This is a genomic window from Delftia sp. K82 (genome assembly GCF_002193035.1).
GTDB classification, from domain to species: domain Bacteria; phylum Pseudomonadota; class Gammaproteobacteria; order Burkholderiales; family Burkholderiaceae_C; genus Comamonas; species Comamonas acidovorans.
Genome location: NZ_MYFL01000003.1, coordinates 121,993 through 136,479 on the forward strand (window position 1 = coordinate 121,993; position 14,487 = coordinate 136,479).

Annotated in this window: 15 protein-coding genes; 3 read left to right on the plus strand and 12 right to left on the minus strand. The window is 69.9% G+C overall.

Annotated features, from left to right (window positions below):
- Positions 1-23 precede the first annotated feature (23 nt).
- The 4 genes from KDK82_RS17415 to KDK82_RS17430 form a co-directional block, all read right to left on the minus strand.
- Positions 24-407: a roadblock/LC7 domain-containing protein gene (locus tag KDK82_RS17415; protein WP_016449547.1), complete on the minus strand. Its 384-nt coding sequence runs from the start codon at positions 405-407 to the stop codon at positions 24-26.
- Positions 397-945 (minus strand): ATP/GTP-binding protein, encoded by a 549-nt coding sequence (locus KDK82_RS17420; RefSeq protein WP_043820163.1) that lies wholly within the window; start codon positions 943-945, stop codon positions 397-399. Before KDK82_RS17420 ends, KDK82_RS17415 begins: the two co-directional genes overlap by 11 nt.
- On the minus strand, positions 942-1,610 hold the full coding sequence (locus tag KDK82_RS17425; protein ID WP_088165745.1) for a hypothetical protein: 669 nt from the start codon (positions 1,608-1,610) through the stop codon (positions 942-944). The genes KDK82_RS17420 and KDK82_RS17425 overlap by 4 nt, the downstream gene beginning before the upstream one ends.
- 436 nt (positions 1,611-2,046) lie before the next feature.
- A complete protein-coding gene (locus KDK82_RS17430) occupies positions 2,047-2,967 on the minus strand; it encodes a LysR family transcriptional regulator (RefSeq protein ID WP_088165746.1) in 921 nt (306 codons plus the stop codon).
- 153 nt (positions 2,968-3,120) lie between these two features.
- Here KDK82_RS17430 and KDK82_RS17435 point away from each other — a divergent pair, with 153 nt between their 5' ends.
- Positions 3,121-4,128, plus strand: a complete 1,008-nt coding sequence (locus KDK82_RS17435) for a tripartite tricarboxylate transporter substrate binding protein (protein WP_065347108.1) — start codon at positions 3,121-3,123, stop codon at positions 4,126-4,128.
- 18 nt (positions 4,129-4,146) lie between these two features.
- Positions 4,147-5,748, plus strand: coding sequence for a gamma-glutamyltransferase family protein (locus KDK82_RS17440; protein ID WP_088165747.1), 1,602 nt, complete (start codon positions 4,147-4,149; stop codon positions 5,746-5,748).
- A gap of 22 nt (positions 5,749-5,770) precedes the next feature.
- Here KDK82_RS17440 and KDK82_RS17445 read toward each other — a convergent pair whose 3' ends face one another.
- Genes KDK82_RS17445 through KDK82_RS17470 form a run of 6 tightly spaced genes read right to left on the minus strand, consistent with a single transcriptional unit; the run spans position 5,771 to position 11,838 of the window.
- Positions 5,771-6,412, minus strand: a complete 642-nt coding sequence (locus KDK82_RS17445) for a nucleoside/nucleotide kinase family protein (RefSeq protein ID WP_088165748.1) — start codon at positions 6,410-6,412, stop codon at positions 5,771-5,773.
- Entirely contained in the window at positions 6,409-7,278 is an 870-nt protein-coding gene (locus tag KDK82_RS17450; protein ID WP_088165749.1) for a sugar phosphate isomerase/epimerase, read from the minus strand. Before KDK82_RS17450 ends, KDK82_RS17445 begins: the two co-directional genes overlap by 4 nt.
- A complete protein-coding gene (locus tag KDK82_RS17455; RefSeq protein WP_088165750.1) occupies positions 7,275-8,312 on the minus strand; it encodes an ABC transporter permease in 1,038 nt (345 codons plus the stop codon). The genes KDK82_RS17450 and KDK82_RS17455 overlap by 4 nt, the downstream gene beginning before the upstream one ends.
- Entirely contained in the window at positions 8,309-9,343 is a 1,035-nt protein-coding gene (locus tag KDK82_RS17460; RefSeq protein WP_088165751.1) for an ABC transporter permease, read from the minus strand. The genes KDK82_RS17455 and KDK82_RS17460 overlap by 4 nt, the downstream gene beginning before the upstream one ends.
- On the minus strand, positions 9,336-10,835 hold the full coding sequence (locus KDK82_RS17465; protein ID WP_088165752.1) for a sugar ABC transporter ATP-binding protein: 1,500 nt from the start codon (positions 10,833-10,835) through the stop codon (positions 9,336-9,338). Before KDK82_RS17465 ends, KDK82_RS17460 begins: the two co-directional genes overlap by 8 nt.
- 13 nt (positions 10,836-10,848) lie before the next feature.
- Positions 10,849-11,838, minus strand: coding sequence for a substrate-binding domain-containing protein (locus KDK82_RS17470; protein ID WP_088165753.1), 990 nt, complete (start codon positions 11,836-11,838; stop codon positions 10,849-10,851).
- Between the two features lie 178 nt (positions 11,839-12,016).
- Here KDK82_RS17470 and KDK82_RS17475 point away from each other — a divergent pair, with 178 nt between their 5' ends.
- The gene (locus tag KDK82_RS17475) at positions 12,017-13,051 is read left to right on the plus strand and encodes a LacI family DNA-binding transcriptional regulator (RefSeq protein WP_256974506.1); all 1,035 of its coding nucleotides are present in this window, start codon (positions 12,017-12,019) and stop codon (positions 13,049-13,051) included.
- A gap of 92 nt (positions 13,052-13,143) precedes the next feature.
- Here the strand turns inward: KDK82_RS17475 and KDK82_RS17480 are convergent, their stop codons facing one another.
- Positions 13,144-13,491: a helix-turn-helix domain-containing protein gene (locus KDK82_RS17480; protein ID WP_143343490.1), complete on the minus strand. Its 348-nt coding sequence runs from the start codon at positions 13,489-13,491 to the stop codon at positions 13,144-13,146.
- Between the two features lie 34 nt (positions 13,492-13,525).
- A complete protein-coding gene (locus KDK82_RS17485; RefSeq protein ID WP_088165754.1) occupies positions 13,526-14,443 on the minus strand; it encodes a LysR family transcriptional regulator in 918 nt (305 codons plus the stop codon).
- Positions 14,444-14,487: the final 44 nt, after the last annotated feature.

Below are 14,487 nucleotides of genomic sequence, written 5' to 3' on the forward strand. Positions count from 1 at the left end.
GCAGCCCTTGCCTGCCTTTGCCATCACGCTTGTTCCAGCGTCCGCACGGCCTCGCGCGAGACATAGAGAACCTGGCCCAGAACGGCCTCGCGCGAGGCCACCACGCTGATGACCAGCGTCAGGCCCGGGCGCTGTGCCTGCAGCATGACGATGAAGCCCTCGGCCGCCTCGACCACCACGTTGGCGCAATGCCCGAGCTGGTTCTCCTCGCCGGCGATCATGCCCAGCGCCGCCATCGAGCTGGCCATGGCCGACAGCCGCGCCGTGCTGCCCTGGCCTTGCGCACGGGCGGCCACCTCGAAGCCGTCCTCGGTGCTGACCACGCAGCCACGCACGCCGTGCAACCTGCTCATCAGCGACTGCACCGCCGCCTGGGCTGCAGCCTTCAAGGCAGCGTCATTCTTCATGGGACTTCTCCTGGGCAAGGGCTTCAATCTGCAGCAGCAACAGCTCGATCAGGGCCACCACCTGCTGGGGGTTGCGCACATCGGCCGGCACCACGGGGCACAGCAGGCCGCGCGATTGCAGGTGCACGGCAAAGCTGTCCAGATCAGGCGCTGTGTACTCCTGCATGCGGCATACCGCCACCACGCATGCCGTGCTGCGCAAGACATCGGACAGGCCCTGGACATAGATATCCAGGTCGGCCAGCGGATCGGAGCGGCTGTTGTCGATCAGCAAGATCACGCCCAGCGCGCCGCGCGAGAGGATGCGCCACATGAAGTCAAAGCGCTCCTGCCCGGGCGTGCCGTAGAGGTACAGCTTCTCGCCGTTGTCCAGGGTCAGCTCGCCATAGTCCATGCCGGCCGTCGTCAGCGCCTTGTCCAGGGTGTCATCGGTGTTGCGCACGTCGGTGCTCACGGGGGCGATCTCGCTGACGCAGCGGATGGCCGTGGTCTTGCCTGCGCCTGGAGGGCCGGAAATCAGGATCTTGAGTTCGCTCATGGGCGCGCTCCTGCAAACCGGGCCAGGCGAAGGCGTATGCGTTCGAGCACGCCCCTGTCCGGCGCAGGGTTGCCGGGGGGCGGTGCGGCGGGCGGGCGGGCCGAGGCCCAGCGCAGCAGGCCGGCGGCGTCCAGCTCGTTCAGAAAACCGGCACAGATCTCGGGCGGCAGGCCCGAGCGCTGGCACAGGGTCTGCATCGTCGTGGGCTGGCCTGTCAGCAAGGTGGCCAGGCGGATATGGTGGGATCTCGTCAGCAGTTGCGGCGACGGCCAGCGCCGCAGCTGCAGCAGCATCAGCTGATGCTGCGTGTGCAGGCCGCTGGCGTGTGCCTTGGCGCTGGCCGGTTTGCCGTGCACCGACAGGATGCGTGCGCCCATGGTGTTGAGGCATTCCTCCAGCGCATCGGCGCGCAGGGGCATGCTCAGATGACCGCCCGCAGGAAAGGCCCCCTTGGGCTGCCCGCCCACGCGCAGCGTCAACGCGGGCGGGGCGGCAGGCGCTTCGGCCAGTTCGCCATGCGCCACCGTCATGTCCGCCTGGGATTCGCGCCACGTCCAGCGGTGCCGTGTGCGGTGATTCACCATCAGCACATAGGAGCGGAACAGCTTGGCGTCGCGTTCCGACAGGCCATGCAGCATGAAGGTAAGTTCGGTTCGCTCATCCATGCTGTGCCTCCCGCTGCAATTGCCGCTTGCGCCCTCCGGTCTGGTTCGTGTACATGCCTTGCCTCTTGTTTGCAGGTCCGGCGATGGCCGGGTTGTCCGTGTATTCATTCAGGAGCGGGAGTCAAGGGGTTCCGTAAAGGAAGCCCGGCGACAGAGGTACGAATGATAGGAACGGCGCCGGCGGCTGGCTGTCCGGTCGCGCAGGAGAATCCGAATCGGCTGAGTCAGAATCAGAGTAGTCCTATCCGATTCATGCCCGATCCGCTCCCGTCTTCGGTGGACCGATCAGGGCGATGGATGAATCACGGGTCTGCAGGGCAGTAAAAACCGGAGCTTTCCGAGTTTTGCCCCTCCGCCCATGTTCGGACTGTGGTCTCTTTTCTGGCCGGCCCTGTTTCCGTGGTGTCTGGCGGGCGATGCCCGCGATGCCCTCCGGTTACCAGGGACCGGGCAACCGCAGCTGCAGCATTTCCAGGAACGACTGCGCCGCATGCGGCAGCGTGCGGCCGGCCAGGGTCTGCACCTCGATGTCGCGCAGGTCCATGCCCCGGTCGCTGAGCGCCACGGCCACCAGTGCGCCTGTGGCCACCATGTGGCGCGCGGCGATCTCGCTGGCCACGGCCACGGCGGCGCCCTGGGCTGCAAAGTTCAGCAGGGTCTTGCCGTGGTTGCTCTCCATCACCGGCATCAGCATCAGGCCCTGGCGGCTGCAGGCCGCGTCCAGCAACTGGCGCACGGCAGTATCGGCCGGTGTGAGTGCCAGGGGGTGGCGCACCAGCTGGGCCAGCGACAGGCGCCGCGCCTGCGCCAGTGCATGGCCGGGGGCGACCAGGGCCACCAGCGGCGCCGCCACGCGGCAGGCCACGGCAATTCCTTTTTCAGGCGCGCGGCTGAAGCACAGGCCGATGTCGGCCGTGCCGCTGCGCACGGCCTCTGGCACGGCAGGCGTGGGCAGCACCATGACCTCGAAGACGATGCCGGCGTGCTCGCGCTGGAAGGCCGCGCACAGGCGCGGCAGGAATTCGTTGGCAAAGGCGTCGGAGCTTGCGATGCGCACGCGGCCGCTGCGCAGCCCCTGCAGGGCCTCGATCTCGCCCAGCGCGCGCTCGGCATCCAGGCCGGCGCGGCGCACATGGTCGGCCAGGATCTCCCCGGCCGCATTGAGCACCATGCCGCGCGGGTGGCGCTCGAACAGCGGCGTGCCCAGCAGCGACTCCAGTGCGGCGATCTGGCGGCTGATGGCCGAGGCCGCCACGTGCAGCCGCGCCGAGGCCTCGGTCAGCGATCCGCATTGCGCCACTTCGTGGAAGTAGCGCAGCGCGGTGTCCTGCAAAAGAAGGTGGCGGGCGTCGGGCATGTCGCCCCGATTGTCATCAATTTGCCGCAGAGGCAACGCAGGTTTGCAAATTTGCTGATGGCGGCAAAGGGGAGAGGGTTCTACGATGGCCTGTTGCGGCGTTGCTGGGGAGCAGCGGCTGCAGCCGTCCAACCCCTGTCCAGGAGTGTGCCCATGAAGGCATTGCCCAGCGTTTTACTTCCACGCCGCGCCATCGTGGCTGCAGCCTGTGCCCTGGCTGGCGCCATCGCCCTGCCCGCCGTGGCACAGGGCCAGGCGTCCTGGCCCTCGCACCCGGTGCGCCTGGTCGTGCCCTTTCCGGCCAGCGGCGCCACCGACCTCGTGGCGCGCGTGGTGGCGCAGCGCATGTCCCAGGACCTGGGCCAGCAGCTGGTCATCGACAACCGCCCCGGCGCGGGCGGCACCATCGGCACGGGCGAGGCCGCCAAGGCCTCGCCGGACGGCTACACGCTGCTGTTCACCACCAGCAGCACGCATGCCATCTCGCCGCACCTGATGACCCGTCTGGCCTACAAGGCCGACAAGGATTTCACGCCCATTGCCGAGATCGGCGGTGCGGCCAGCATCCTGCTGGTCACGCCCTCGCTGCCCGTGCGCAACGTGCAGGAGCTGATCGCCTATGCCAAGGCCCATCCGGGCGCCCTCAACTACGCCAGCAGCGGCAACGGCACCATCGTCCACCTGAACGCGGCGGCCTTCGCGGCGCGCGCGGGCCTGCAACTGACCCATGTGCCCTACAAGGGCACGGCCCAGTCCATCACCGACCTGGCCGCTGGCCAGGTGCACCTGCTGTTCGACTCCATTCCCACCGGCATGCCCCATGTGGCCAGCGGCCGCCTGCGCGCCCTGGCCGTGACCGGCGACAAGCGCAGCGCGCTGGCGCCCGACCTGCCCACGGTGGCCGAGTCCGGCCTGCCTGGCTATTCTTCGGTCACCTGGTTCGGCGTCTATGGTCCGGCCGGCATGAAGCCCGAGCTGGTGGCGCGGATCAATCAGGCCTTCAACAAGGCCATCCAGAATCCCGAGGTGGTGGCCAGCCTGGCCAAGCAGGGCGTGGAGGCCGCATCGCCCCGCACGCCCGCGCAGTTCGCTGCCATGGTGCAGGCCGACAGCGTCCGCTGGGCGCAGGTCATCAAAGACAACAAAATCACCCTTGACTAACCTTTTCCCCATCGAGACATGACAAGCACCATCAAGGACTGGACACTTCCCTACGCCTCGCACCGCTCTTCGGTGCTGGGTCGCAACATGGTCTCCACCTCGCAGCCGCTGGCCGCGCAGGCCGGCCTGTCCATGCTGCTGGCCGGCGGCAATGCCGTGGATGCGGCCATTGCCACGGCCATGGCGCTGACCGTGGTCGAGCCCACGGGCTGCGGCCTGGGCAGCGATGCCTTCTGCATCCTGTGGGACGGCAAGGAGCTGCACGGCCTCAATGCCTCGGGCCGCTCGCCCGAAGCCTGGACGCCCGAGTACTTCGCCGCGCTGGGCGGCATCCCCGAGAAGGGCTGGAACGCCGTCACCGTGCCCGGCGCCGTCTCGGCCTGGGTGGAGCTGTCGCGCCGCTTCGGCAAGCTGCCGTTCGAGCAACTGGCCCAGCCCGCCATCCGCTATGCGCGCGACGGCTTTGCGGTCTCGCCCACCATCGCCACGCTGTGGGCGCTGGGCGGAGCCAAGCTCGGCGACCAGCCCGGTTTTGCCGAATGCTTCCTGCCCGATGGCAAGGCCCCCAAGGCGGGCGAGGTCTTCCGCAGCGAAGCCCATGCGCGCACGCTGGAGGAGATCGCCGCCACCAAGGGCGAATCCTTCTACCGTGGCGCACTGGCGCGCTCGATGGCCGAGCACGCCAAGGCCTGCGGCGGCGCCATGACCGAGGCCGACCTGGCCGCCCACCAGGCCGACTGGGTCGGCACGGTGTCGCAGACCTTTGGCGACTCGGTGATCCACGAGATCCCGCCCAACGGCCAGGGCATTGCCGCGCTGATGGCGCTGGGCATGCTGGACGCACTGGGCGTGGGCGCCGAGCCGCTGGACGGCGTGGAGTCCGTGCACCTGCAGGTCGAGGCCATGAAGCTGGCCCTGGCCGACCTGCACGAATACAACGCCGACGGCGACCACATGCGCGTCGAATCCGCCCATCTGCTGGACGCCGGCTACCTGCGCGAACGCGCGGCGCTCATTGACCGCGAGCGCGCCAGCGCGCCCACCTACGGCGCCCCGCGCCCCGGCGGCACGGTCTACCTGGCGGCGGCCGATGCCAGCGGCATGATGGTCTCGTTCATCCAGTCCAACTACATGGGCTTCGGCTCGGGCGTGGTCGTGCCGGGCACCGGCATCAGCCTGCAAAACCGCGGCCACGGCTTCACCACGCAAGCCGGCCATGCCAACGAGGTCGCGCCGCGCAAGCGCCCCTCGCACACCATCATCCCGGCCTTTGCGATGAACGCCGACGGCACGCCCCAGATGGCCTTCGGCGTGATGGGCGGCCCCATGCAGAGCCAGGGCCACCTGCAGATGGCCCTGCGCGTGCTGCGCTACGGCCAGAACCCCCAGGCCGCCGCCGACGCACCGCGCTGGCGCGTGACGGGCGGCAAGGGCGTGGCCGTGGAGCCGGCCTTCGACGCCGAGGTCGTCGCCGCCCTGCGCGCACGCGGCCACGAAGTCACGATCGAGGAAGGCCATGGCGTCTTCGCCTTCGGCGGCGCGCAACTGGTGCTGCGCGACGGCGACCACTACATCGGCGGATCGGACCCGCGCAAGGATGGGGGCGTGGTGGCGTTCTGAGCGAGGGCTGTGTTCGGCAGCCTCATCCCCAGCGCAACACCCAATCCGCCCGCCCCCGCGTTGCCGCAATGCGGCGCGCATTGGGCTCGTCCACCTGCGCCACCCAGTCGCGTGCGGTCTGGGGGCTGCGGCCGTGGAGTTCGTGGCGGCGGGTCAGGCGTTCGATGCGAAGGCGGTCGTCCATGTCCACGTACCAGACCTCGTCCAGCAGCGCGTGCACGGCATGCCAGTGCGTGCCCGGCGCATCCTGTTCATCCATCAGCAGGTAATTGCCTTCGGTGATGACCAGGGGCACGCCGGGCGCGATGGCGATGGCGCCTGCAATGGGCTCCTCGACGGAGCGCCGGAATTCGGGGGCGTAGACCGTTTCACCGGCCACGGGCGCGCGCAGGCGGTGCAGCAGAGCCACGTAGCCGGCCGAGTCGAAGGTGTCGGGTGCGCCCTTGCGCTGCGCGCGGCCCAGGCGCTCCAGCGCGGACTGCGCCAGGTGGAAGCCGTCCATGGGCACGGCCGCCGCCAGCGGGTCCAGCGCCTGCAGCAGGGCGGCGCAGACCGTGCTCTTGCCTGCGCCGGGCGGGCCAGCCAGGCCCAGCAGGCGTCGGGGGCCGGAGCGTGCCAGCGCAAACGCACGCGCCAGGGCTTCGGGCGGCAGGATGGCCGTCATGCGCGTGACTGCTGCGCGCTGGCCAGCCCGTCGGCCATGAAGCCGCGTGCGTGCAGGGCCAGGTCCATGCCGTCTTCCCACAGCGGGCGCCAGATGGCCAGCGCGTTCGACAGCTGCTCGTTGACGATGGCCGACGAGAAACTCTCGAAGGTGACGGTGCCCTGGTAGCCGATCTGCGCGAGCGCACCGAAGAACTGCGCGAAGTCGATGTGGCCCGCGCTCAGGTAGCCACGGTGGTTCTCGCCGATGTGCACGTAGCCCAGCCGCTGGCCGCAGGTCAGCACGGGCGCGGCCAGGTCGGCCTCCTCGATGTTCATGTGGTAGGTGTCCAGGTGCACGCAGACATTGGGCTGGCCGACTTCGTCGATGAACTCCAGCGCCTGCTCGGCCGTGTTGAGCAGGTTGCTTTCGTAGCGGTTGACCACCTCCAGGCCCAGCGTGACGCCGCGCTCGCCCGCGAAGTCGGCAATGCGCCGCACGGCCTCGATCGCGTTGCGCCGGCCCCGTGGCGTGCAGGGGTGACCGTATTTCGCCATGGCGCCGTAGAGGATGCCGCCGAAATAGCGCCCGCCCAGGCGCGCCGTGATGTCCACGCCCTCTTGCAGCAGCGCCAGGCCGCGCGCGACCACGGCGGGGTCTTCGCTGGAGACATCGGCCTCGAAGGTCAGGCCCCGCGAGCAGCCCACGCCCAGGCCGTGCTCCTGCAGCAGATCACGCGTGAGCGCCAGGTCCATGAGCCGGGGGCCGTGAAGGGACAGCTCGACCAGGTCGTAACCGGCCTGGCGCGTCTGCTCGATCACATGGCGGGTGGAGGCCGGCGACAGGTCGCCGGCCCATACAAGGGCGTGGATGCCGAGGGGGTTCATAGGGGCTCCGGGTGGACTCTGCGAGAGCGTGAAGGGGAGGGTTCGGCGGGTGCCCGGGCACGGCCCCGCCAGCGCGCGAGCAGGTGGCGCGCGGCCACGGCGGCGATCATGGTGGCGCCCCACAGGGCCTGCGTGAGCTGGGCATTGGCGCCCAGCAGGTTCACTCCGCTGGACAGCACCTGCAGGATGAGCAGGGCGACGAACAGCCCCGACACCCGGCCGAAGCCGCCCATGGGATCGGTGCCGCCCAGGATGGCCGCAAGCACCGTGACCAGCAGGTAGGACTGGGCGTAGCCCGCGCTGGCCGAGTTGAAGCGCGCCATCATCAGCACGGCCGTGATCCAGCACAGCAGCGTGGACAGGGTGTAGACACCGATCAGCACGCGGCGCGTGTCGATACCCGCATGGCGCGTGGCCTCGGCATTGGAGCCGACCATGCGGATGGCCAGCCCGTGGCGTGTGCTGCCCAGGTACAGGCCCACCAGGAGGCACACGGCCGCGAAGATCCAGAACGGCAGCGGCAGGCCCAGCCACTGGGCGGAGCCCAGGGCCTGGAAGGCCTCGGGAAAGCCTGCAATGGGCTTGCCGCGCGTGAGCCAGACGCACAGGCCGTTGATCAGCGACATGGTGCCCAGCGTGACGAGGATGGGATGGGCATGGACGCGCGCCACCAGCCAGCCGCTGGCCAGTCCCACCAGCAGGCTGGCGAGGGCGCCCACGGTCAGTGCTGCGGCGATGAGCAGGCCCTCATGGCCCGACAGATCCAGGCCCAGCGCCGACAGGCCTCCCACCAGCACCCAGGCCATGGCCAGGCCCGCCATGTTGGCGCTGGCGACCACGGCCAGGTTGATGCCGCCACTGACCAGCGGCAGCATCTGCGCCAGTGCCAGCAGGCCCAGTTCCGGGATTTGCAGCAGCACCGATTGCAGCGTGCCCAGGGTGGCGAAGCTGCCGGGCAGCAGCAGCGTGAACACGGCGCACAGCAGCGCCAGCAGCGCGATCAGGCCCAGCGGCGCGCCAGTGCTGCGGTTCATGGCGCGGCCCCCGCCAAAGGCGCTGCAGGAGTGGCGTCAGCGCTGCGCTGCTGGTTGCGTCGCTGCGTGCGCCGCAGTCCCGTTGCGGCGGCACAGGCCAGCACCACGGCGCCCAGCAGCACCTGGAAGAAATACGGCGACACGCCCATCAGATTCAGCCCGTTGCGCAGCACGGCCAGCAGCAGCACGCCCATCAGCACGCCGCCCACGCTGCCCGTGCCGCCGAACAGGCTTGCGCCGCCCAGCACGGCGGCCGCGAGCACGAACAGCTCCGTGCCGACCAGGGCGTTGGGCACCGACTCGCCCACGCGGTGCGCCTGCACCAGGCCTGCGATGGCCGCCATCATGCCGAGCCAGCCATAGGCCACGCCCTGGATGGCGCCCAGCCCGATGCCCATGCGGTGGGCGGCCTCGGGGTTGCCACCGAAGGCGTACAGGCGCCGCCCCAGCGCGCTGCGGCCCAGCAGCAGTGCGGTCAGCAGGGCGGCCGCAGCGGCCACGGCGATGGGCAGGGTCAGGCGCACGGGGTCTGTGCCGTTGGCGCCCGCGAAGCGGGCCAGCACCACGGAATCGCTCCACCACGACGGCAGGTCGTAGATGGACCGGCCGCCCGTGCCATGCATCAGCAACGCGAAGTACAGGTTCAGCGTGGAGATGGTGATGATGATGGAGGTGGCGCGCAGGCGGTGGATGAGCAGGGCGTTGAATGCGCCCAGCGCCAGTCCCGTGGCCAGGCCCAGCGCGATGCTGGCCGCCGGTGTCCAGCCCAGGCGTGTGGCCGCGAGGGCCGCAAGGTACTGCGCCACCGTGGCCGTGGCGGCAAACGAGATGTCGATGCCGCCCGCGACCAGCACCACCAGCAGGCCCACGGCCATGATGGCGGTGACCGATGCGCCCTCGGCCACGTCCATCCAGTTGCCCAGCGTCCAGAAGCCCGGCGCCAGGGCGCCGAACAGCAGGGCCATGGCGGCAATGGCCAGGCCCAGCCGGGCCACGGGGTGGTGCAGCAGCGCGTGTGCGTGTTCAGGCATGGACGGCCTCCTCGATCTGGCTTTCGGAATGCACCCCCGGCACGAACTCGCCGGCCATGCGCCCGCCGCGCATGTGCAGCACGCGGTCGCAGTGGGCATGGACCTCGGCCACTTCGTCCGAGATGACGATCACCGCCATGCCCTGTGCGGCGAGCCCGTGCACGATCTCGAAGATGCCCTGGCGGTTGCCGATGTCCACGCCCACGGTGGGCGAGTCGAGGATCAGCAGGCGTGGCGCGGTCGCCAGCCAGCGGGCCAGCACCACGCGCTGGGCATTGCCGCCCGACAGCTGGTGCACGGGGGCGTCCAGCGCGGGCAGGCGCATGTGCAGGCGGTCGCGCCACTGGGCTGCAGTGGCGGCGCGGCGGCTGGCGGGCAGCCAGCCCAGCGGGCCGGACAGGCGCGGCAGCATGGCCAGCACCAGGTTGTCCTGCACGGACTGGCGCAGGTTCAGGCCGATGGACTGGCGGTCCTCCGGCACATAGGCAATGCCCGCCGCCATGGCGTCGCGGTTGCTGCGCAGCACCAGCCTGCGGCCGTCCAGGCGGATGCTGCCGCGGTCGGGCCGGCGCATGCCGAACAGGCCCAGGGCCAGCTCGGTGCGGCCTGCGCCCAGCAGCCCGGTCAGGCCCAGGATCTCGCCCTCGCGCACGTCGAAGCTCACGTCCTCGTAGTCGCCGTCGCGGCCCAGGCCGCGCACTTCCAGCAGCGCGGGCGCGGCGGACATGTCGCGCGCATGCAGTCGCTCATCCACTTCCTGCCCGGTCATCAGCGTGGCCAGTTGCCGGCCCGACAGTTGCGCGGCGGGCCAGGTGCCCAGCTTGCGCCCGTCGCGCAGCACGGTGACGCGGTCGGCGATCTCCATGACCTCATCCAGCTTGTGGCTCACGAAGACGATGGCCATGCCATCGGCCTGGAGCCGGCGCACCACGGCCAGCAGTGCATCGACCTCGGCGCGCGTGAGCGAGGCCGTGGGCTCATCCATGAACAGCAGCCTGGCCCGGGCCGCCATGCCCCGGCAGATGGCCACGAGCTGGCGGCCCGCAATGGGCAGATCGCCCACCCGCGCATCCAGCGGCAGCGCAATGCCCAGGCGCCGCATCACGGCCTGGGCCGCCTCGCGCTGGCGCCTGCGGTGCACGGGCGCCCACCAGCAGCCCATGGCCTGGTCGAAGGCAATGTTCTCGGCCACGCTCAGGTTGGGAAACAGCGACAGGTCCTGGTAGATCACCTGAATGCCCAGGGACTTGGCCAGCGCCGGGTCCAGCCGCTGCACGGGCTGTCCGCCGATGTCGATGCGCGCGCCCGGCTGCGGCGCGTGCACGCCGCTGAGCACCTTGATCGCCGTGCTCTTGCCGCTGCCGTTGCTGCCCATCAGGCAGTGCACCTCGCCGGGCATCACGTCCCAGTCCAGCGCATGCAGCGCGGTGGCGTCGCCAAAGCGCACGGTGACCGCCTGCATGCGGACCAGTGCCGTTGTGGTGGCATCCATGGCAGCGCGCGGCTCACAGGCCCAGGCCGACCAGCCGGTCTATGGTCTGCCGGTTGATCGGCTCCAGCTTCTGGCCCTGGATGTTGCGGCGCTCGCGGTCCACCTGCACCTTGCCCAGGCCCGGTATCTCCATGCCGTCCGTGGGCTCGCGGCCGTCGATCAGCATCTTGCCCACATGCACGATCACCTCGCCGGCCAGCGCGGGGTTCCAGATGAAGCCCTCGCGGATCACGCCGTCGCGCACCAGCTTCGCCCCCTGGCCCGGCGAGAACGAGCCCACCACGGCAATGCGCTCGGCTTTGCGCGCATCGGCCACCGCGCGGCCCGCGCCAATGGGGCCCTGGCTGCCGAAGGCCAGAAAGCCCTTGAGGTCGGGGTGCGCGCGCATCAGGTCCTGGGCGCTGCGGTAGGAGTCGTCCAGGCTCTCGGCCACGCCGAAGCGCTCGGACACCAGCTGCATCTTCGGCCACTGTTTTTTCTGGTGGGCGATGGCCGCATCGGCCCAGGCGTTGTGCAGCGGCACGGTCAGCGAGCCCACGAAGACCACGTACTTGCCTTCGCCGCCCATGGCCTTGCCCAGGCTGTCCATGTGGCGCTCGCCAAATCCAGCGACGCTGCTCAGCTCGATGTTCCAGTCGGCGCCCTTCTGGTCGGGCGACTCGTGCGTGAGCACCCTGATGCCCGCGCTGCGCGCACGCCGGAACACGGGCTCCAGCGCCCTGGCGTCGTTGGGCACCACGGCGATGACCTTGCTGCGGCGCGCGATCAGGTCCTCGACCGCGCGCACCTGCTGGGCCGCATCGGCCTCGGTGGGGCCGACCATGCCGCTGGAGATGCCCAGCTCGCGGCCTGCCTTGCGGATGCCGGTCTCCATGGCGTTGAACCACGGAATGCCCCCGACCTTGGCCACCACCGACACATCCTCGGCGCCGGCCGCGCCTGCCAGCACCGCCAGGGTGCAGGCCAACAGTGCCCTCGAGAACCGGCTGAATCCATGGAACATGGCGCTCCTCCCTCTGTTTTGCACAATCGATTGCGCAAACTATAGACAGATGGACTTCCATTGCCGATGCGGGATTTCCCGCGCCGCTGCTGCGTGCCGGTGCCGGTCCGCCCGAATCGCTGCCGCAGCGGCTACGATGGCCGCCGAGCGCTCCCGTCCCAACCCCCTGCAGAGCACCGTGAACCGCCCCCGAACCTCCACCATCTACGACCTGGCCGAACTGGCCGGCACCTCGGCCTCGACGGTCAGCGCCATCCTCAACGGCAGCTGGCAGTCGCGGCGCATCAGCGAGGAGACCGCGCGCCGCGTGCAGCAGCTCGCCCAGGAACACAGCTTTGCCGTGAACCGCCAGGCCAGCGGCCTGCGCCGCCAGCGCTCGGGGCTGATCGGCATGGTGATTCCCACGCACGAGGACCGCTTCTTCGGCGCGCTGTCCCAGGCCTTCGAGCGCATGGCCCACGCGCGCGGCCTGTGCCCGCTGGTGGTCAGCACGCTGCGCGACGGCGCGCTGGAGGTGGAGACCGTGCGCTCGCTGATCGCCTTTCGCGTGGAGCACCTCATCGTCACGGGCGCCACCCGGCCCGACGCCATCAGCGCCGAATGCCGCAAGGCCGGCGTGCGCCATGTCAACGTGGATCTGCCCGGGAAAAAGGCGCCCTCCGTCACCAGCGACAACCGCTGGGGTGCGGCCGAACTCACGCGCCTGCTGCTGGCGCGCTCCAGGCCCCCGGCAGGTGCGCCGCAGGACGCCATCTGCTTTCTGGGCGGCGTCCGCAAGGAGTACGCCACCGAGCAGCGCCTGGCCGGTTTTCGCGAAGCCCTGGCGCCCCACACGCCGGTGGCGGACGAGCACATCCTCTGCTGCGGCTACGACCCCGAAGCGGCCCGCCTTGCCATGGCAGCGCTCTACCAGCGCCTGGGCGGCCTGCCGCGCGCCCTGCTGTTCTCATCGGGCATCACGCTGCAAGGCGCCATCCGCTTCCTGCGCGCACTGCCCGATGCGGAACTGGCGCAATGCAGCTTTGGCAGCTACGACTGGGACCCCTATGCCGAATGCCTGCGCTTTCCGGTGCACATGGTGCGCCAGAACGTCGAAGGCCTGATGGCCGAGGCCTTCTGCGCCATCGACGGCGAAGGTCTGCGCGCGGGGCAGGTGGTGCAGGTGCGGCCGCAGTTGGTGGAGTGGGGGGAGGGCGTGCATCCCACGCCATAGGCGCGAAACATCGGCTGGCTCAGTGCGCGCCAGCAGTGTCTTGCTGCGCAATGTGGCTGACGTGGATCACGCCGCTGCTTTGCCTGTTGCGCTCACGGATTGCCGCTGCGGGCTGGCCGCAGCAATTCCCATGGCTCCACTTCCAGGGCCCTTGCCAGCATCTCCACTTCGGTGAGCTTGGCGGAGCCGGCCTTGCCATCCTTGCCCGGCTTGCGCCGATCCGGGCTCAGATACAGGCTGATCGTTGTCTGGCCCACTCCGCATTTTTTGGCCAGCGCCATTTGCTTCAAGCCCTTTTTCTCCATGTGGAGAGCCAGGTTGTCGGCAAGGATCTGGTTGAGGGAGCTTTCAGGCATTGGGCGAGTGTGCAGAACTTTGCCCACAAAGTGTTGTTTGACATTGCGGAAAACCGGTCGCGTCGATTCTTGATCCCAGGTCATACCGCAGGCATGCGGATAGTCCGCTGCCTTGCCTTCATCGCCCTGCACCCACCAACCCCGGCATCACCGTGAAATCCACCTGCGCCTGCGCCAGTTGCTGTATGGCCGGGATCAGGGCGCGGGCGTCGCCGCGCCGCCATTGGAAGGCGTAGTGCAGGGGCGCGAGAGCGGCCTTGGGATGGGCGCCCCCGACGGCGCGCAGGCCCAGGGCGGCGATCCAGCCGGTGGGCAGGAAGCCTACGCCCAGGCCGGCGCGCAGCATGCCGGCCACGGCGCCCCAGCTGTTGCACAGGATGCGCTCGCGCACGCTGGCGCCCTGGGCCAGCAGCCAGTCGTCCAGCAGGCGCGTGGTGCCGGCCTGCGGGGGCAGGGTGACCAGTGCATGGCGCTGCAGCAGGGCCGTGGCGCCCAGGCGGCCCGCGCCTGCCAGGCCGGGGGCCACGGCCCAGGCAAAGCGTGCGGCGCCCACGGGGCGGGACAGCAGGCTGCTGCGCGAGGAGCGGCCCGCGATGACGGCAAAGTCCAGCTCGCCGTCGTCCAGGCGCTGCTCCAGCACGCCGCCCACGTCCACATGGGGCTCCAGCACCAGTTGCGGATGGGCCTGGCGCGCGGCGGCCACGAAGGCCGGCAGCCAGGTCAGCGCCGACAGGTCGCCCACGCCGAAGCGGCAATGGCCGGCCAGCGCCTCGCGCGTGTCCAGGGCCTGGCCCAGCGCGGCCATGGCGTTGAGCACCTCCAGCGCGGCGGGCAGCAGGCGTTGGCCGGCGTCGGTGAGCACGGCGCGGTGGCCGCTGCGATCGAACAGCGGCTGGCCCAGCGCGGACTCCAGTTCCGTGATGCGCTTGGACAGCGAGGACACGGACAGGTGCACGCGCTGCGCGGCCGTGGCGAAGTTGCTGCAGGTGGCGGCCCACCAGAAGGCTTCGAGCTGCTTGACCGAGGGTGTGGACATGGGTTTGTCATTGGCAAAAAGCGAACAAGTGCATTCTAAATAAT